Below are 19,241 nucleotides of genomic sequence, written 5' to 3'. Positions count from 1 at the left end.
TTAGAATGGGACATTAGATTGATTGAATTGTTGAAACCATACAATAAAATCATCCGCTTTTAATGGCTTAGAATACACATAGCCTTGAATTATATCACAATTAAGCTTGCGCAAAATATCGATTCCTTCTGCGGATTCTACGCCTTCAGCCACTACGGATAAGTTAAGTCCCTTAATTAACCTAATGCTAGTATCAACGATCATTAAATCAGTGGCATCGGTATGAATATCTTTAATAAAACTGCGATCAATCTTCACTTCATTGACCGGTAATAATTTCAAATAGGCTAATGAAGAGTGTCCTGTGCCAAAGTCGTCGATGGCAATCGATATACCGATATTGCGAAATTGCTGCAAAACCGCAATCACCGTTTGCGCATCCTTCATCACCGCACCTTCAGTGACCTCTATCGATAGGGCGGTAATGGGTAAATCATTGCTAATGAGTAATTGTTCAATGTCCAGTGGTAGCTGAGGATTGGTTAAGTCGTGGGCGGATAAATTTATCGCGACCGTAAGTGAAATACCTTGTTGCTGCCATTTGGCTAGCTGTTTTATGGTGGTATTGAGCACCCACTCGCTAATAATCGAGATATTACCTGAGTTTTCAGCTAAGCGAATAAATTCATCCGGTGGAATAAACCCTAATTCAGGATGCAGCCAACGGATCAGGGTTTCTGCTCCATGGCAATGATTCGTCTGAATATCAACTTTGGGCTGAAACACTAAATGCAGTTGCCCTTGACTTAGGGCTATCGGTAAATCGCGGATGATCATTAATTCACGCAGATAGCGCTCATCTTCGCCTTGTTGATAAGTGGCAATACTTAATGATTCCATGCGGGCTTGGTTTAAGGCAATTTCAGCATGGCGAATCAAGGTATCGATATCATTACTGTCATAGCCTCGGGATAAATCTACCATCCCTACGCGAACGTTGACTGTGATTTTTGATCCTTGAATGGCAAAGGGTTGAGTTAATAAGCGTAAATAATTATCAAGCTGTTGCTCATCAATACCAGGTTGGAATAACAATAAAAACGAGTCGCCATCTAAGCGCGATATTAACTGTGCTGTTGGAGATAAGCTTTCTAAGCGACTGGCAAACAATACCAACAGATCATCGGCATTGGCAAAGCCAATAATGTTATTCAAATGACGAAAGTTTTTGATGTCTATCATCACTAAGTTGCCATGCATTTTGCTTAGCAGCTGACTAAGGAGTTGTTTAGCTGCTACGCGGTTATACAAGCCTGTGAGGTTATCGTGCTGTGACTGGTACACTAAGTCATTTTTGCGTGACTCAATATTTTCACGCATTATCGATAGGGTGTTGGCTAATACTTGTAACTCTGCGGGAGCACCTTTAATTGGCGGAGGATTTTCGCCTTGGCCCACTTTGCGGGCAAAATTAACCAATCCATAAATAGGTTTGGTTAAGCCGCCAGCAAACCAGGCTGCAATCATAAAGGCCAGTAAACAGGTTATCGCAAATACAAGTAACATGTTATTGCGTAATGCATCGTAATTTTGCTGCCACTTAATATTCGATTGGTGTAATACCGCTAATTGATTATCGCTATTGTTGTCTAATGCAATGGTGGTAGATAAATAGCCCAGTGGGACGTCGTCGCTGACCACATCGATAGTTTGGTCTAATTGATCCATCTGCGCTAAAACATCTTGTTGCTGAGCGGTTGGCAGGGTGGAGACTATTTCAACTCTGTCAGCCGACTGGTTAATGAAACTAATATCGATCCCGGTAATGGTTTTTGCTTGGTCGGCGACGTTTTTATCCATCGCAAAGCCCATACCAACCCAAGCGATTAATGTAGGTGCTTTAACGGGCTGCAAAACAAATTGGTAGCTACTGTGATCATAATTAAAAATTTCGAACGTGGTTGAGCGATTTTTTGTTAATGCAAATAACTCATCAATATTCGCTTTAGTCAGGCCTTGTAAACTAGATGACAGCAGGGTTCCCTGCGGAGAGAGTAGAATAGCGGCATCGGCATTAATCCGACGGCCGTGGTTCGCTAAAACGGATGATATTGTATCTTGCTCGCCGGTCGCGACCGCGCGCTTAAAGCCAAAGTCAGCACTTAATAATGACAAACTTTGGTTAAGCTGCTTGTTGCGATTTGACAACATTTCGACAAAAACGTTAGAGCCAATTTTAAGATTTTGAGTTTGTTGTTGGCGGAAATCTCGTTGAGTTGCGCTTAACACAAACAAGGCAGTAGTTAACTGCATTAAAGTTAATATGAGTAAAAATGCAATGATTAATCTGCTGCGAAAACTATTTGGCATGTTGTCCCATCATATGGCTGGCATGATCAGAAGCACCAAATCCGCTAGGTGGCGATGATGGTTTATTTTGGTGTTCTATATCGACACTAAGCGCTAATTGATTGGCGCCATCATTAAGGATAATCGAAGATGATGCTGGTGCAACAATTTGCCAAGGATGCCAAATCTTAACTTGATATTCACCTGGCGGTACATCCGTTAATTGTATTTTTCCCGACGCATCACTTACCGAGAAGTAAGGACTTTTAGCAACGTAAATAAAGGCTTGCATATAGTCATGGATATTACAGCCGATAGCGACTAGACCCGCTTTATCAAAGGTAATCGGATCTGCGGTCGTGCCTACGTATAATTTTAGCTCAAATTGTTTGGCTTCAGAAAAGGAATAAACATGGTGTCGAGTACGATCTAAATTAGGAAAATCAACATTTGCCCCTTGTGGCACAGCTAACACAAAAGGGTAAAATACGCGATCTTGTTGACGCATTTCGTAATGGGTTGTAGCAGGCAGTGTTATTTCTGTTGTCGAGGTTGCTTCAAGTGGCGCAGTCGAAATAAGTTCTACCACGCTATCACTGAGCATATTACCTTGAGCATCGGTAACATCAACCGTTAAGGTTGCCGCAGTCACTGATGCTGAAATAATATAAGTTAACCAGAGTAAGTATGTCGTAAACCGGAACATTGGCATGTATTCGCCTCATTATTAGACAGTAGAGCGGGTTGCAACATAATGGCTAATCATATGAACAATATGACATCATAACCTAGCATACTCAAAATACATCATTATCGCAGTAAAATACGACCATTTGTTTTGCTACAAATTATTAACCGAGGTGTTCATGAAAGTGTATTTATCGATTAGTTTAGTATTGATATCGTTAATATTACTCATTCCCGGTGTAACAGAGCCCATGTTAACGATGACAGGAACGATTGAAAAGTCACAGTTGCTTGATACGGGTAAAGACATGTTAACCCAAAACCTCACCGAAGATTCTCGTGCTAATACCCGTGGAATACTCGATGTTGCGGCCAGTCTGTTTGGCCTAGATACACTTGAGGGAGAGGTGGAGGTGTTTCGCAATAGCCGCAGTATCATAGATACTATAGTGGCTCTGTACCAGTCTCATAATCTAATCGTCGCCATGTTAGTGGGGTTATTTAGTATTGTGATCCCCGCAGTGAAGTTAATCACTATGCTGATATTACTACTGCCAGTGCCCCAGCGAATCAAACAACAGCTTAACAGTATGATTGGCGCTATCGGCAAATGGTCTATGGCCGATGTTTTTGTGGTTGCTATTATCGTGACCTACATGGCAGGTAATGCTTCAGCCGGTATGGGCGATATGCTTAAGACTCAATCTCAGTTTGAAATCGGTTTCTATTATTTTCTAGGCTACTGTATTTTTTCAATCGCCAGCCAGATGATGATCGACATGACACAAACGCGAAAGTCACAGAGTACCTTTGTTAATATTGACGACTGATGCTGCTGGGTTTTTGGGCTGACGACGATAATATCGACCTTAAAATAAAAAGAGCGTAAATCAGTTTCTCATTATCTTGATGAGTCGTGAATAACACGAAAATAAGTCATTATTGTTTTGGATATTCAAAGTCGTGATATTTCGCGACTTATGTTTTGCAATGGTTATAATGAGCATATGCATTGGTAACCTTAAGATTGACTATGACTGACTCTACAACCACTGACTATATTGGCTCTGATCATTTTCTACCCGAAAATACTCTATTGCTTAATGCCATGACAGAGGGTGTATATGGTTTTGATTTAGCGGGTAATGCAGTATTTATCAACCCCGCGGCAGAACAAATGACCGGCTGGAAAAGTGCCGAATTAATTGGCAGAAATATTCATGACTGTCATCATCATAGTCATGCAGATGGCAGTCATTATCCTCAGCATGATTGCCCTATTTATCGCACCTTACATGATGCTATCCCTCGGCAAGTGACCGACGATGTATTTTGGCGTAAAGATGGCAGCAGCTTTCCAGTGTATTACAGTTCAACCCCAGTATATGATCAGCAACAACTCGTCGGTGTTATCGCGATATTTCGTGATGTAAGCATGCAAAAACATACCGAGCAATCATTGAGACAAGCATTGGCACAAGTGCAGGCTTTGTCAGAACGTTTAGCATCAGAAAATCAATACTTACTCACTGAGCTTCAAGGTCAGCAAGGCGCCTCAGGAATATCGGGTAACAGCCAATCTATCAATCAACTCATTCAACAGATCCACTTAGTCGCAAATACCGACAGTACGGTATTAATTTGTGGTGAAAACGGCACCGGCAAAGAGTTAGTTGCGCGTAACTTACATAGGCTAAGTCATCGTAAAGACCAGCCTATGGTAAGTGTTAACTGCGCTGCATTTTCGACGGCCTTGCTAGAAAGTGAGCTGTTTGGGCATGAAAAAGGCGCATTTACTGGTGCCACAGCGCGTCGCAAAGGCCGATTTGAATTAGCCAATAATGGCACCTTATTTTTAGATGAAATTGCCGAGCTAAGTTTATCGGCACAATCTAAATTGTTGCGAGTGATTCAAGAGCAAAGCTTCGAGCGTGTTGGCAGTAGTGAAACCATTAAGGTTAATATTCGCTTAGTTGCTGCCACCCATCACGATTTAGCCGCACGAGTAGAACAGGGCTTGTTTCGCATGGACTTATATTACCGCCTGAACGTATTTCCAATTACCGTGCCTCCTTTACGAGAGCGCCGTGAAGATATTCCACAATTGGTCAGTGATTTAGTCACATCACTGAGTAAAAAGCTTGGAAAAAAAATCACTAAAGTGAGTGCTAAAGGGCTGAAGAACTTACAGCAATATGCTTGGCCAGGTAACGTACGTGAGTTACAAAACCTGATTGAGCGAGAAATGATTTTATCGCAAAGTGGCCATTTACTGTTTAATACTTTGCCCGCAGTGGTTGCCCCTCCATTGGCAGCTAGCACGTTAACCATGGCCCAAGCCGAAGCCGCGCATATTATTACGGTATTAAATGCTAGCCATTGGCGTATTTCTGGCCCGTCTGGTGCTGCTGCAATGTTAGATATGCCTGCGAGTACCTTGCGATCTCGGATGAAAAAGTTAGCCATTACGCGCTAATTTTTATTACTCACTTTATTAAGTCGCGATATATCGCGTAAAAGATGATATATCGTGATTTTTATTTATGGGGATTTTATTTTAGTTGTTTAAAATCATGCAATTAAGGTGATTCTTGAGTTGGCTTAGTCTTTGCTATAACAGGGCAATATTGTGTTATAGGAATATCTTCATGCCTAAATTATCATCTCAAACTCCGGCAGCGATTATGTCAGTCGATAACGCTGCCGTTTCACAACGGATCCCAGTGGTGCAAATTGCTACGCCGTCGACAAAAATTCATGTTCGAGAACAGAAGGGTGTTTTTCAACGACTGCGTCAGCACAGTAATACTTTACTGATTGCGATTTTTTTCCTGATCCCATTTATCAATTACCAAGGCCGGCAAGCCATTCTGTTTGATGTAACCGAACAGCAATTCTTTTTCTTCAATATCACCTTGTGGCCACAAGACTTTACCGTATTTGCATGGTTTTTTATGGCTGCTGCTTTTGGGCTGTTTTTTGTTACTGTTTACTGGGGGCGGGTGTGGTGTGGTTTTTTGTGTCCACAAACCGCGTGGACCTTTATTTACATGTGGGTTGAAGCCAAAGTAGAGGGTAATCATCATCATCGGGCGGCGTTAGATAAAGCCCCATGGTCATTGAGTAAAGTACGTAAACGAGTGACTAAGCATGCGGTGTGGATGGTGTTTGCCTTGCTGACCGGCTGCGGATTTATTGGTTACTTTATGCCTGCACGCGAGTTGTATGTTGATATATTTAGCGCAAACAGTGGCTTTTGGACTGGTACATGGGTGTGGTTTTTTGCCATCTGCACTTATTTAAATGCCGGCTGGATGCGTGAAATGATGTGTTTGCATTGCTGTCCTTACTCACGTTTTCAAGCGGTGATGTTTGACGCCAATACTAAAACGGTTAGCTATGATGCTGCTAGAGGTGAGTCTCGTGGGCCACGTAAACGTTCACAAAAAACGGAGCTAGGTGACTGTGTAGACTGTAATTTGTGTGTTGATGTTTGCCCAACTGGGATTGATATTCGTAACGGCTTACAATACGAATGCATTAACTGTGGTGCCTGTGTTGATGCATGTAATCAGACCATGGAAAAATTTGGTTATGCCGCTAATTTAATCAGCTTTACCAGCGAGAATGCCTTAACAGGACAAGCAAAAGCTAGTTTGTGGTCACTAAAATCTCTCGGTTATGCCAGTGCACTATTGATTATGATTATTCTGATCATTAGCGATTTAAGCCACTTAAGCCATATACAGCTTAATGTGATCCGCGATCGCCAAACCTTGTATCGTCAAGTGGGCGTCGACCAGGTTGAAAACAGCTATCAGCTCAAAATTCGCAATAAAACGCAACAAATGGCTTTTTATCAAATCAGTATCCACAGTGACGATGCTCAAGAGCAAGTATTGCAAATCGTTACCGACAGCTTGATTGCGATAAAACCTGCAGAACAACTGGATTATCCGTTGACCGTCAGTGGCCGCTTAAGTAACCGAGCGAGTGAGAGTACGCAACAAACAGTGCAATTTAGGGTCACCCAAATTCAAAGCTTGGAAAATCCAACGCCAACGGAACCAGCGAACCAGACCTCGCAAACATCACGGTTCTTTTGGCCATAATCTCGTAATCTCTGTATCTCAGTATGACGACATAAAGACGTGCTGACCTTACTCGATGCAACACAGTAACATGGTTAAGTAACAAAAAGGCTTGTCGCATTATTAATGGGACAAGCCTTTTTTGCTAAATGGTCGCAGTGTTATCGCGCTAACGTATTAACGCTGATGCAGTGCGTAGTCGCTGCCGTCTTTAGCGGTAAACACTTTACAGTTGCCTTCTGTTGGCTGACAGCCTGTGTGGATTAAGCTAATCCATTGTTTGTATGGCGTAGGTAAATTCTTAATTGGAATCGCAACCTGAATGTCTTCAATATTAGCTTGGTCTGTGGTGCCCATTTGTCCTTGGCGGTCGAAGCTAATCTCAACATGGGTATCATTATTCTTTAACACCACTGAAGTCGGTTCACTTTTATGACCCGTCAATGCCACAAATTGACATGGATTTTGTAAACCACACTGAGAACCATCTTTCAAAAATGCTAATAAGTGGGTGTAGTAAACAACATAGCTGCTGACATCTTGGTGTGAGCCTTCGGCTAATGGAAATTGTGCATCCAAAAAGTCTTTTGCATTTGTGCTGCGATCCTGTGGATTGGTCGTTGCCACAAATTGCTCACCAATGAAGCGGTTAAGGTTTTGGGTGGCTGTTGCGCTTGCTTGAGTAGACATATTCATCGCCTTATTCCTCTTCGTGTTGTTGTCGGTCAGAAACCTTTGTCATTATTGTTTATCATTAAGCTCTGTTAGCAGCTTGATTTTTAGTCTATGCTATTTTTACAAACAATTTCACAATAAAAATTTTACAGTGTGAATTATACAAAATGAGAAATGAAAAAAGCCTAATGCGAAAGACCCATTTTTTGGGCACAAAGATAAGAAACTTGCGTAAACGCAACAACTTAACCATGGAAGACTTGTCAGCTCGTTGTGTACGTGTTGATTCAGGTAATTCGCCATCAGTGTCATATTTGTCGATGATCGAACGCGGAAAGCGTGTTCCGAGTGCAGATATGTTGGCGGTTATTGCGGTCGTTTTTCAAAAAGAAGTGGAATGGTTTCTTGATGATGTGCCAGAAGATGAAGCCATTACGCCGGAAAAAGGCAACAAAGGTGGCATTAGTGGTATGCCGCTGGAGCCGAGTTTTTTGTTTTCAAATGACATTCTGCAAATTGCTATTCCTGAAATGTTGTCGCAAACCGGCACTAGTGGCCGCCAGTTTGCTCATTTACTCATCCGCGCGCACCAAGAGCATCATCAAAATCATTTTCCTGATTTAGAGCGCGCCGCCGAAGAGGTCGGCTTAAAACGCATGCCGCTTGCCACTGAAGATATTATCGATATCGCCAAAGGCATGGGCTTAAAAATTAAATGGATCGACCGGGTTCCACAAGAAGTGATCAACGAAATGGGTGTCAGTGCTAAGCAGTTAGTGACTTCATTTTTTGAGCCGCCGGGGACTATTTACATTAGTAATATGTTGAAAAACAGACCCAGTAGATTGCGCTATGATTTGGCCGTGCACATAGGTCATTGTGTATTACACAACAAAGATGGCTTAAAGAGTGTGATGATGTCGGGTCGCCGTGATGACTTTGATGATGCTCTTGTCCCTCAATCCAATACATTGAATGCACAAGATATTTTACATGCATGGCGCGATTTTGAATCAAGCTTCTTTGCCGGTGCTTTATTGTGTCCAAAAGTGCCGTATCGACAGTTACTGGATCGTCATGGCTATGAGATTAGTGTGCATAAGCAATTGCAGGTGTCAGCTTCAGTGGCTATGCGCCGCATGACAGTGGTATCACCTTATCCTCATTGGCATTATTTTGATGCCTATGCGCCGGGTAAGTTAAAAGCTGTGTATCGCGGTAATGGTATTCCTTTGCCTTGGGGCAACATGCGCCTAGTGGAAGATCCTTGTCAGCATTGGGCTGTATTTAGGATGCTTAACGAGCAAGTCGAGGGTACCTCTGCACAAATATCGATTTTAAATGTTGGTAATGAACCACGTATTTATTGCTGTGAATCGATTAAAGTGGACGACTCGGCGGGCAATGCACATGTGTTATGTGCTGGAATAGATTTAAATCCGGCGATTGAAGCGCAAGGCAAAGACGCTCAGTCGATTGCTCATGATTTGAAACAGGCTTGTGCTACGGGCGGCGGCTCTATCGTTATTCCTAAACACATCCAAAAAGATCTCACCAGTGTGGCAAAAATTCTGAACATTAATTGGATTGAACGTGGGATTAAAAAAGATGCCCAGTTAATTTGTTCGCGTGGTGCCGTTTGTCCGCGTCAGCCAAGTTGTTATGCCGCCGGGCGTAATTTATGTGAAGAAAACCAAGGTTAAGTCGTCCTTGGTGTATGCCTCATCAACATAAGTTGATGCGGCTTCAAGCAACATCTGATGCACCTAAAGGGGAAACTTTACCGTCACGCAAAGCCCGCAGTTGTTTACAGGATCTGTTAGGGTTAAGCTAATTTTTGCATCCATCTGCTGCACAATACTCGCCACAATCGCTAAGCCTAAACCTGAGCCATATTCATTACTGCCTAATATGCGATAAAAAGGTTCAAACACTTTTTGAACTTCAGTATTTGCGATACCTGGGCCCGTATCTTTGATGGTCATCTCTATGCCTTGCTCGGTTTCAATAATACTCAAATCAATTTTACCGCCACTAGGTGTATAGCGGATAGCATTGTCGATCAGGTTGTGAATTAAGGTTTTTAAACGGACAGGGTTGGCGTTGAGCTGGGCGTCGCTATCTTGGCTAAAGCCCAAATCAATCTCTTTCGCTTCCACAAGTGGGTATAGCTCTTCAATCACCTCAGTGAATACTGTTTTTAGTGAGGTTCGTTGATGTTGTTGGATGCTGTTGTCTTGTTGACGCGCCATCGATAATAGTTGTTCTAGCAGATGAATACTGCGACTGATCCCAGCTTGTAATGCATTTAGTTTCTGACGCGCATCGTCGGTTAACTCTGTCTGCTGAAGACGTTGAGCCTGTAACGACAGCGCCGTGATAGGCGATCGGAGTTCATGGGCGGCATCGGCAATAAAGCGCTTTTGGCTAGTAATAACCTGGCTGTTTTTGCTGAGTAAGCGATTAATCGCCTCAACAAAGGGCACAATTTCACTCGGCAATTGAGTAGTGGGAATTAACTGTAAATCGTGCTCAGTTTGACGGTCTACATCGTGGGCTAAAATGCTAATTGGACTCAGAATTTTACCTAGAATATAGCCGAGTAATAATAATAAAATCGGAATTAATACTAACAATGGCATTAGGGTATGCAGCGCGGTTTCAAAGGCGATGTTGTCACGAATGGCGGTCTCTTGGGCGACGGCTATTCGCTGCGAGGATGATAAGGTGCGCACAAATACTCGCCATGACTGTGTGGCTAAATTAACCGTGTGAAATCCATCAGTTAAATTGCTCGGCAAGGCTAGGATATTTTTCGCTATAGGATTGCTTGCTGGATTGTCACCCAATAACTGCACCGAAACTTGAAACTCCAACTGATCTTGGCTTAACGGGGTTAGTTTGCTGTCGTTTGGGGTCAGCGAGTAACGGTCAAATAGCACAGCCATTTGTTGCAATACATCATCTTGTAGCTCATGGGCTTCTTCAAAAGCACTGCTAAAAGTAAAGCTGGCAGCAATGATCGCAACAGACAAAATTGCTGCTGAAATCCAATAAGATAATCGCGTTTTTAACGAGTTACGGGGGCATTTTTTGACACCATCCATCCTACACCTCTGACATTTTTAATGGTTTCTGTACCCAGTTTTTTACGCAAACAATGGATTAAAAACTCTACCGCATTGCTTTCTACTTCTTCACCCCAGGCATAAATACGTTCTTCTAAATCACTTTTTGAATGAATTGAACCGGGTCGGATAAGCAATGTTTGCAGTAAAGCGAACTCACGGTTAGACAGTAAGATATTATCTTGATCGAGGGTTTTGGCTTCATGTGTGGCAGGGTTTAGCCACACAATATTATTGGTTAATTCAGGCGTATGCTGGTTGGCATTGCGCCTTGCTACCGCACGGATGCGAGCCTGTAGTTCGCTCATATCAAAGGGCTTAATGACATAATCATCGGCACCTAAATCGAGCCCTTTGACTCTGTCTTCTAAGCTATCTCTGGCGGTAATAATGATCACCGCCAGAGCGGGGTGCTGAGCTCGAATATATTGCATCACTTGCAAGCCATCCAGCTTAGGTAAGCCAAGGTCGAGCAACACCACATCATATTGCTGGCAACGTAAACTGTGCAGCGCCGCTTCGCCATCGCATATCCAATCAACCGCATAGGCGACATCTTTTAAGGCACTTTGCATGGCATCACCAATCATTTTATCGTCTTCTACTAATAAAATACGCATAGCACCTCAATTGAACACAATGACACAAAGTGAAAAGTCTTAATTAATGATTCTTTGTTGCAGCTTGCTGCTTAAATAGCATTAAACACAACACCATACCAAAGAGTAGTGCCGCCGATGCAGTAAAGCGACTAAATTCTAATCCACCATGGCTAATGGGTTTATCTAAAAAGTCACCGACTACAGCACCTAAAGGTCTGGTTAAAATAAAGCTAAGCCAAAACAACAGTGTGCGAGATATTGGGCTCCAAAGATAGGCGGCTAATAATACTAATAGCATACTACCAAAGATAAGCGCGCTGGCATCGTAACCTAAACCGGCGCTATCCACTGTCCAGTCGCCTAAAGCTGTACCTAGGGTTTGTGACAGTAAAATCGTGACCCAATAAAAGCATTCGGTTTTGGTATTGTTTATCGATTGATTAGACAGGCTACCGGCACTGACGTACCAAATTGAAAATGACATACACAACAAGCTCACTAGTAGCAATGTGCCGCCGGTATAACCTATGCCTAGTGAGCGGTCGGCAAAGTCTGCCATGGTAGTACCTGCAGTAGTTGTGGCGATAATGGTGGCCCAATAAATACTCGAAGAATAATGTTTACTGCGAATTTGTATTGCTACCGCTATCGCGAATAAACCGATAAAAATAACTGAGCTCACTAAATAGCCGAGGTTAAGCGACATCGATAAAGCATCACCTGCCGTTTCGCCTAAGGTGGTCGCCAGTATTTTAACCAGCCAAAATATTAAGGTGACTTGTGGCACTTTAGCCCGCGCCTGCTGTTGTAGTGTTTCCATATCGATACTCACTTATGTTGATCCATTATTGGCTTTTTTGCTGTTTGGCGCGCACTGAAAGGTAAGCTACAAGTGCAACAATAATCACTAAAAAAACAATACTGGTGCTGGTGGTGCCAAACCCAAAGCCACCTTTACGAACCGGTTGTGATAATAAATCACCGATAGAGGCACCCAGCGGGCGGGTTAAGATATATGCCAACCAAAAGCACAATACTGCATTGGCTTTGAAGCGATAAAAAGCCACGCTAATGACGGTGATTAAACCACCAAATATCAAAGCCGAAAGGCCGTAGCCAACATTCATGTCTTCAGATACCCAATCACCGACTGCAGTACCTAAAGCAAAGGTAATGAGAATGGCCAGCCAATAAAATAATTCACGCTTAAGAGTGACAATGGAATGAATCGATAAAGTACGTTCTTTGCTAAACCAGTATGCAAATGTTGCCGCTAATAATAGGCTAAACACCGCAGTCGATACTGGCAAAGGCACATCAAGTTTGTCTGTGAGAATGTCGGTGACTAAGGTGCCAAAAATACTGATAAGTACCACTACACCCCAATAAGCATATGGGCGATAGCGAGTTTGCTTAAGCTGCACCAATAAGGCGACAAGTAATAATATCCCCATGATGATGCTGGTATTAATCATGCCTACATGAAGATGGAAGCTAAGATAATCTGCTGCGGTTTCTCCCACCGTGGTCGACATCATTTTTATTACCCAAAAGATCAGTGTGATTTCGGGCACTTTATTAAGCCAAGTATTTAGTGATAGGTCATTCGGCGTTGTGTGAATAGATGATGCTTTGGTTAAAGGTTTCATAAGGACTCCTCATCCAACAGTGAAACTGATTTAGCACTATCTTGCCGCGCAATACTTAGGCCAAACATAGGGCGGTGATATCAACCATAAATATGTTAGCCAGATGAGTTCAACGTTTGGACTGCATTCCAATATCTCTGCTTGGTAACAGATCCCGCTAAAATTTCTACTCATAATTGATAAGTCGATATTTGTTGTTATTTTCACCAAACATTAACAATAGTTCCCGTTTTGGAATTGATTCCATCGATATGATGAAGCGTCAATAATATAAAAAGGGGTGATAACCTATGAGCAATATCGATCTATTAGGGCGCCGTAAGTTTATTGCAGGTCTAGGCATTGCTGCTGGTGCAGCGATGGTAGCACCAGCAATGGCTGTGTCTGAAAAGGCAGAAGGGGTTAAATGGGACAAAGAAGTTGAAATCGTCATTATTGGTTCTGGTTTTGCGGGGTTAGCTGCCGCAATCGAAGCCACCAAACATGGTGCAAAAGACGTCCATATATTTGAAAAAATGTCCTATTTTGGCGGTAACTCGGCAATTAACGGTGGGCTTTTCGCCGCACCAGGCACGCCGATGCAAAAGAAAGAAGGCGTTGAAGACTCAGTAGACAGAATGGTTCATGACCAATTATTGTCTGGCCGTGGCATTGCCGATGAAGGGTTATTACGCCATGTCGCATCTCATGCGGTTGAAGCGTTACAAATGACCTTAGATGCGGGTTCTGAATACCATCCTTACTTACAACAACTAGGCGGTCACTCGGTTGCACGTACATACCAAACCTCAGTAAGTTGTGGTGCTGGTATTACTCAGCCATTGTACAAAGAGTGCAAACGTATTGGTGTAAACACCCACAATCGTTCAAAATTTGAAGGGTTCCTCGTCGGTAATAAAGGCGAAGTTGTTGGTGTTAAAATGCGTCAAAACTATCACTTTGGCGAAGACCAGCCTGGTAAGGTTCTCAATATTCGCGCCAAACGTGGTGTGATTATGGCTACTGGTGGCTTTGCGCAAAACGTTGATTTACGTATGGCGCAAGATCCAACCTTAACTGCAGATGTGGGTTGTACCAACGCACCAGGTGCAACAGGCGAGGGCATGTTTGAAATGTTCCGTTTAGGGGCTATTCCTGTGCATTTAGCCCACATTCAATCTGGTCCTTGGGCTTCACCTGATGAAGGTGGCTTTGGTTATGTGTCTAACTATTCAATTTTCAATTTACCTCACTCAATTGCCGTTAGCCGGACAACCGGTAAGCGTTTCATGAATGAAATTGCCGATCGCAAAACACGTGCTGATGCTGAATTAAGCAACCGTGATGAAAAAGGTAATCCTGTACCACCACTGTTGATTTCAAGCTTTAAAGATTCTAAAGCGCATCCAAATACCGAAAAAGTGATTAAGTACAATGTCGGCTGGAAGTTTGATTCAGTTGAAGAGTTGGCAACACACTTTGGTGTGCCTTTAGCGGGCTTAACAGCACAAATCGCTGAATACAATGGCTATGTAAAAACGGGTGAAGATAAGCAATTTGGTAAAGATATGACCTTGGCGAAAAATAAAATGATCGAAGCGCCATTTACTGTCGTTCGCTTGTGGCCAAAAGTGCATTACTGCCAAGGCGGTGTAAAAGTAAACACCAAAGCCGAAGTAACAGATAGTTTTACTGGTAAGTCTATTACTGGCCTTTATGCCGCTGGTGAAGTGTGTGGTGGTATTCATGGTGTTAGTCGTCTAGGGAGTTGTTCTATTCCAGAATGTATGGTGATGGGTATGACTGCAGCTAGAAGTCTCATGAAAGTTTAATTAGACCAGTGAACAAGAGGAATCATTAATGAAAAACTTTAATATTATACTTGGGCTGGTACTACTTGGATTAACCAGTTTATCAGTACAGTCAGCAGAGATCCGTGACTATCATGAAGAGGTTATCGGTAAAGACTGTAAAACCTGTCATGACAATGGCATCAAGCAGTTTCCATCTGATCAATCCTGTTTGCAGTGTCATGATGTTGATGACTTAGCAAAGAAAACCGCCCGAAGTGAAGAAGACAAGTGGCAGAACCCACACAATAACCTTCACTATGGCAAAGATGTACCTTGCCAAGAGTGTCATGGCGAACATACACCTAAAAAACCATTATGCAGTAACTGTCATACGTTTAAGTTTGATAAGCATAAAGGCTAAACTAATTTAAATTTATATTAGTTCAGTAAGCCACATATTAAGTATTTAATGTGGCTTTATATTTTAATCGCTAGACAGTCACGCTTCACTTTTATCCCCTCTTAAATGCCAATCATAGATTGGTTTTTTTCTATTTTTACCCACATTAACATCTAAGCGCAATCACACTTTTTTCAGTTAACTGACTAATAAACCTGCAGACAAAACACCTCTTTTGGATTGCAATGCAGTTAATTGATCCAGGTCTACATTCGGCCAAGCTCAACAGAGTAATATCGCGATCTTTAAAGTAGCAATCGCTGCTATTTCATTGACGTATTTGGGTTTGAATAGAGTTAACACTATGATGATAATAGAAATAATAATTGTGCTTGGGTCTATTTACCTTGGTGCAAGAATGGGCTGTATAGGGATAGGTTTTGCTGGTGGCGTAGGGGTATTAATTCTTACCGTCGGTTTAGGATTAACACCTGGTGCGATCCCTATCGACGTGATGCTGATTATTATGTCAGTGATCACCGCGATTGCTGCGATGCAAGAGGCCGGAGGAATGGAGTATTTGGTGTCAATAGCGGAGAAACTACTGCGTAAACACCCTAAGCACATCACATTTTTAGCGCCAATGGTAACGTATTTTATGACCTTATTTGCCGGAACGGGCCACACTGCATTCTCGACATTACCAGTTATAGCCGAAGTCGCCAAAGAGCAGGGCATACGACCATCTCGGCCTCTATCTATCGCAGTTGTCGCCTCGCAAGTTGCCATCACGGCCTCTCCTATTTCTGCCGCAGTGGTGTTTTTCTCGGGTATTTTAGAACCGTTCGGGGTGGATTATTTAGTGCTATTAGCCGTATGCATCCCCTCAACCTTTATTGCTTGTTTAATTGGTGCCGCTGTTGCCTCGATGCTCGGTAAACCGTTAGCGCAAGACCCCATTTATCAACAGCGTTTAGCCAGCGGACTCGTCAATATTCGGGGTGAAACCCAAGTCACTTTGCAACCTGGCGCTAGAAGGTCGGTGGCTATTTTTCTAGTCGCGATAGTGGCGGTAATGTCTTACGCCACAGCCATTTCTGACAAAGTGGGCTTAATTGTGAACCCAGTGCTGTCGCGCGATGTGGCGATTATGTTGTTTATGCTATCTGCCGCAGCGGCGATCACTTGGTTTTGCCGTTTAGATGCCAGCAAGATTTCTAATGCATCAACGTTTAAGTCGGGCATGTCAGCGTGTATTTGTGTGTTGGGCGTAGCTTGGTTGGGTGACACCTTTGTGTCTAATCATATTGACGAGATAAAAGCGGTTGCGGGAACCTTGCTTCAAAGTCAGCCATGGTTATTATCGGTGGCATTATTTTTTGCTTCTATGTTGCTCTATTCTCAAGGTGCGACCACTAAAGCGTTAATGCCAGCTGCATTGGCAATTGGGGTGAGTCCATTAACGGCAGTTGCTTCGTTTGCGGCGGTGAGTGCGTTATTTGTATTACCGACTTATCCGACGTTATTGGCGGCGGTAGAAATGGATGACACTGGCTCCACTCGTATTGGCAAGGCGGTGTTTAACCACCCATTTTTAATCCCAGGCGTAGTGACCATAGTATCGAGTGTGTTATTGGCCTTTTTGTTTGGCAGCTTGATTCTGTAACCTCACAGTATGCGGCTTGGTATAGTAGTGATGTTAGTTGATTTGATAGCCTTTATGCTCAACATTGGCTTTTATTAAATTAATTAATTGCAAGGTCGCATAGGTTTGAGTATCTGGGTTGAGGTAAAGCGATTCGTTAAACATCGGCAGTGGCGGTAAGCCATGTTCAAGTGGATCTAAAATTTGCATTTTATCGTTTATTCTAAATTCGGCTACCGGCGCAATCACAAGATCATTTTCGACCGCCATCGATAACGCTTGTGGGGATGGTGTTGACAGTAATACCCTTATCGGACGCATAGACAATTGATGATTGGCGAATACTTGTGCTCGAATAGGGCAGTTTTCTGGGTATAAGCCCACGGGGATGGTTTTGTTTTTATGGGCGTTACCGTTAGCTGCTGCGGCCCAATGAAAGCGGCGCGTAAATAACAGTTCGCCGTTGACGGGGGCTTGCCAGTGAGTTGCGACTATCACGTCAAACTCGCCTTGATGGAGTCGTTTATATAAATTGCCACTTACATCGGTATCGATAACTAATTCAATATTGGTAAATTCACGAATAAACTCTAATAAGCAGCTGCTTAGGTAGCACTTGATAAAATCGGTTGGCACACCAAGGCGGATCACTTCGCGATTTTGACAATCTTTTAACTCATCAAGTGCCTGTAAGTTAAGTTGCATCATTTTATAGGCATAGCTCAGCAAGGTTTCACCTGACTCGGTCAAGGTGACGCCTTTGTTGTCCCTAATCAGCAAAGTTTGACCGACACTTTCTTCAAGCTTTTTAACTTGTAGACTCAACGTTGATTGGGTTCGGCAAATTTTATCAGCCGCTTTTGACAAGTTGCCACATTCAGCAACAGCGATAAAACTTTCAAGTAAGTCAATTTTTAACATGGGCTATTGAGTAAGTTCATAGTGGTATAAGTATTACTCAATTTAGGCTATCCACAAAGCTTGCTATAGTGTAACTGTGAGGTGTTAATGGTTATTTAATTAAAATATCTTGGAGTAAGGAATGGGTAGCTGGGAGGATCGTGGGAACTACTTGATTGAAGTGTCACAACGTTGTTTAAAAGGCCATAAAACCTTTGATTTATGCCGCTCGCATCTAGTTCAAGCCAGCCAGATATCCAAGGGCACTATTTATAATCACTTTACCTCAGAGGCCGATTTAATTGTGGCCGTAGCCAGTGCAGATTATCGTCATTGGTTAATTCAAGCCGAACAAGATACACAGCAATATAGTGATCCCTATTTACGGTTTATTTTTCATCATTGCCAACGTTTGTACCGTATTTTATCAGAACAATCATTTGTTATTGCTAGAGTGATCCCCAACGAGTCAATACTAATACAAGCCAGCGATTATTATCGTGCCCGTTTTGAGCTAGTACTTAAACAATATCAACAATGGAATGCACAAACCCTGACAGAGATTGGTGAGGTTGGTGGCTTTAATCGTGGCGAGTTGCTTTGTGACTATTTACGCGGTGCTATGATCAACAGTGACGATGCACAAAAGCATCCCGACGATGCTGAAATGTACTACCAGTTTAGTTTTGCCATGACCCAGCTCATGGGCCATTCACACAAACGCATGCCCACGATTAATACATTCCTGCAGTGGCTAGCCGGTAAACCCGCATAAATAATTTATCCTCGCTCTTGAACCCTAAATGCCATGGATCTCTTAACTTCAGTTAACGGCTTGCTCTGGAACGCATTTGGCCAGCTTGGGACAATTATTAATCGCAGTCATTTAAGCGTTTTCTAAACTAAAATCGATAATGGCCCACCTACCTATCTACTCACACAATCGTGTTTTAGTACATCAGTAAAATATGGCAATGTCATCGATGCTATGTTTACAACAGCATGAATCTGAGTCCCTAAATGCTAGAGAGTAGCAGATAAAAATCATGTCGCCTTGAGCCCACGCCAACACTGAATGTACTTTTTAAGTGTTTGTATTTATTGTTTTTATATTTTTTGACACGGTTGATGTTTGTTGTTAGGTTAGTCGTGTTAGTTGATACCTTGTTATAAATAACGTTATCACCAAGCTAACACTCATAGTATTTGGCAAACTAATTGAAAAGTTAGGACGCAAAGCTTCCGGTCTAAGGTGGTAAATTAATTTTTACGAAACTAAGATAGCGGAGTTGCCGCAGAGCTCAGGTTCTGCGTGAAACGAACAGCCGTTTTTTTAACGCTGTTGTTTGCCAAAATACCACTTTGATATTGATATCGAGGCCTATCACTTATTTTTAAGTAAT

The 19,241-nt window shown here is 42.6% G+C and carries 16 protein-coding genes and 1 riboswitch; of the genes, 8 read left to right on the top strand and 8 right to left on the bottom strand.

Annotation, left to right across the window (positions count from 1 at the left end; translation table 11 throughout):
- Together H5185_RS01470 and H5185_RS01465 are read right to left on the bottom strand one after the other, a co-directional pair.
- Entirely contained in the window at window positions 1-2,310 is a 2,310-nt protein-coding gene (locus tag H5185_RS01470; RefSeq protein ID WP_182741143.1) for a bifunctional diguanylate cyclase/phosphodiesterase, read from the bottom strand.
- Window positions 2,300-3,001 (bottom strand): methylamine utilization protein, encoded by a 702-nt coding sequence (locus H5185_RS01465; RefSeq protein ID WP_182741142.1) that lies wholly within the window; start codon window positions 2,999-3,001, stop codon window positions 2,300-2,302. The genes H5185_RS01470 and H5185_RS01465 overlap by 11 nt, the downstream gene beginning before the upstream one ends.
- Window positions 3,002-3,155: 154 nt before the next feature.
- Between H5185_RS01465 and H5185_RS01460 the strand changes: the two genes are divergently transcribed.
- The 3 genes from H5185_RS01460 (at window position 3,156) to ccoG (ending at window position 7,088) form a co-directional block, all read left to right on the top strand.
- Window positions 3,156-3,806 (top strand): paraquat-inducible protein A, encoded by a 651-nt coding sequence (locus H5185_RS01460; RefSeq protein WP_182723175.1) that lies wholly within the window; start codon window positions 3,156-3,158, stop codon window positions 3,804-3,806.
- Between the two features lie 203 nt (window positions 3,807-4,009).
- Entirely contained in the window at window positions 4,010-5,452 is a 1,443-nt protein-coding gene (locus H5185_RS01455) for a sigma-54-dependent Fis family transcriptional regulator (RefSeq protein ID WP_182741141.1), read from the top strand.
- A gap of 172 nt (window positions 5,453-5,624) precedes the next feature.
- Complete coding sequence (gene ccoG, locus H5185_RS01450; RefSeq protein ID WP_182741140.1) at window positions 5,625-7,088, top strand: cytochrome c oxidase accessory protein CcoG; 1,464 nt, start codon at window positions 5,625-5,627, stop codon at window positions 7,086-7,088.
- Between the two features lie 156 nt (window positions 7,089-7,244).
- On the opposite strand, the gene H5185_RS01445 is transcribed toward ccoG, so the two are convergent.
- Complete coding sequence (locus tag H5185_RS01445) at window positions 7,245-7,757, bottom strand: malate synthase (RefSeq protein ID WP_259395664.1); 513 nt, start codon at window positions 7,755-7,757, stop codon at window positions 7,245-7,247.
- A 152-nt stretch (window positions 7,758-7,909) separates the two neighbouring features.
- On the opposite strand from H5185_RS01445, the gene H5185_RS01440 reads away from it, so the two are divergent.
- Window positions 7,910-9,445: a DUF3612 domain-containing protein gene (locus tag H5185_RS01440; protein WP_124016721.1), complete on the top strand. Its 1,536-nt coding sequence runs from the start codon at window positions 7,910-7,912 to the stop codon at window positions 9,443-9,445.
- Between the two features lie 63 nt (window positions 9,446-9,508).
- Here the strand turns inward: H5185_RS01440 and H5185_RS01435 are convergent, their stop codons facing one another.
- From H5185_RS01435 to H5185_RS01420, 4 genes are read right to left on the bottom strand one after another with little or no spacing between them, the layout of a single operon-like run.
- Complete coding sequence (locus tag H5185_RS01435) at window positions 9,509-10,777, bottom strand: HAMP domain-containing sensor histidine kinase (protein ID WP_220494390.1); 1,269 nt, start codon at window positions 10,775-10,777, stop codon at window positions 9,509-9,511.
- Window positions 10,778-10,812: 35 nt separating this feature from the next.
- A complete protein-coding gene (locus tag H5185_RS01430; protein ID WP_182698253.1) occupies window positions 10,813-11,490 on the bottom strand; it encodes a response regulator transcription factor in 678 nt (225 codons plus the stop codon).
- A 43-nt stretch (window positions 11,491-11,533) separates the two neighbouring features.
- Window positions 11,534-12,292 carry a hypothetical protein gene (locus tag H5185_RS01425; protein WP_124016724.1) on the bottom strand — a complete coding sequence of 253 codons (759 nt, stop codon included), beginning with the start codon at window positions 12,290-12,292 and terminating at the stop codon, window positions 11,534-11,536.
- A gap of 25 nt (window positions 12,293-12,317) precedes the next feature.
- A complete protein-coding gene (locus tag H5185_RS01420) occupies window positions 12,318-13,121 on the bottom strand; it encodes a hypothetical protein (protein ID WP_259396140.1) in 804 nt (267 codons plus the stop codon).
- A 290-nt stretch (window positions 13,122-13,411) separates the two neighbouring features.
- Between H5185_RS01420 and H5185_RS01415 the strand changes: the two genes are divergently transcribed.
- From H5185_RS01415 to H5185_RS01405, 3 genes are all read left to right on the top strand, one after another.
- Window positions 13,412-14,932, top strand: a complete 1,521-nt coding sequence (locus tag H5185_RS01415; RefSeq protein WP_182741138.1) for a flavocytochrome c — start codon at window positions 13,412-13,414, stop codon at window positions 14,930-14,932.
- Between the two features lie 28 nt (window positions 14,933-14,960).
- Window positions 14,961-15,314: a cytochrome c3 family protein gene (locus tag H5185_RS01410; protein ID WP_182741137.1), complete on the top strand. Its 354-nt coding sequence runs from the start codon at window positions 14,961-14,963 to the stop codon at window positions 15,312-15,314.
- A gap of 343 nt (window positions 15,315-15,657) precedes the next feature.
- Window positions 15,658-16,959, top strand: coding sequence for an anaerobic C4-dicarboxylate transporter (locus H5185_RS01405; protein ID WP_182741136.1), 1,302 nt, complete (start codon window positions 15,658-15,660; stop codon window positions 16,957-16,959).
- A 33-nt stretch (window positions 16,960-16,992) separates the two neighbouring features.
- Here the strand turns inward: H5185_RS01405 and H5185_RS01400 are convergent, their stop codons facing one another.
- Window positions 16,993-17,859 (bottom strand): LysR family transcriptional regulator, encoded by an 867-nt coding sequence (locus H5185_RS01400; RefSeq protein ID WP_124016730.1) that lies wholly within the window; start codon window positions 17,857-17,859, stop codon window positions 16,993-16,995.
- A 121-nt stretch (window positions 17,860-17,980) separates the two neighbouring features.
- Here H5185_RS01400 and H5185_RS01395 point away from each other — a divergent pair, with 121 nt between their 5' ends.
- A complete protein-coding gene (locus H5185_RS01395; RefSeq protein WP_182741135.1) occupies window positions 17,981-18,613 on the top strand; it encodes a TetR/AcrR family transcriptional regulator in 633 nt (210 codons plus the stop codon).
- Window positions 18,614-19,036: 423 nt separating this feature from the next.
- Window positions 19,037-19,135, top strand: a riboswitch (cyclic di-GMP riboswitch).
- The last annotated feature ends 106 nt before the right edge of the window (window positions 19,136-19,241 follow it).

Source organism: Shewanella sp. SG44-6 (assembly GCF_014164185.1).
In the GTDB taxonomy this organism is placed as follows: Bacteria; Pseudomonadota; Gammaproteobacteria; order Enterobacterales; family Shewanellaceae; genus Shewanella; species Shewanella vesiculosa.
This window is presented reverse-complemented; position numbering and strand designations above follow the sequence as displayed.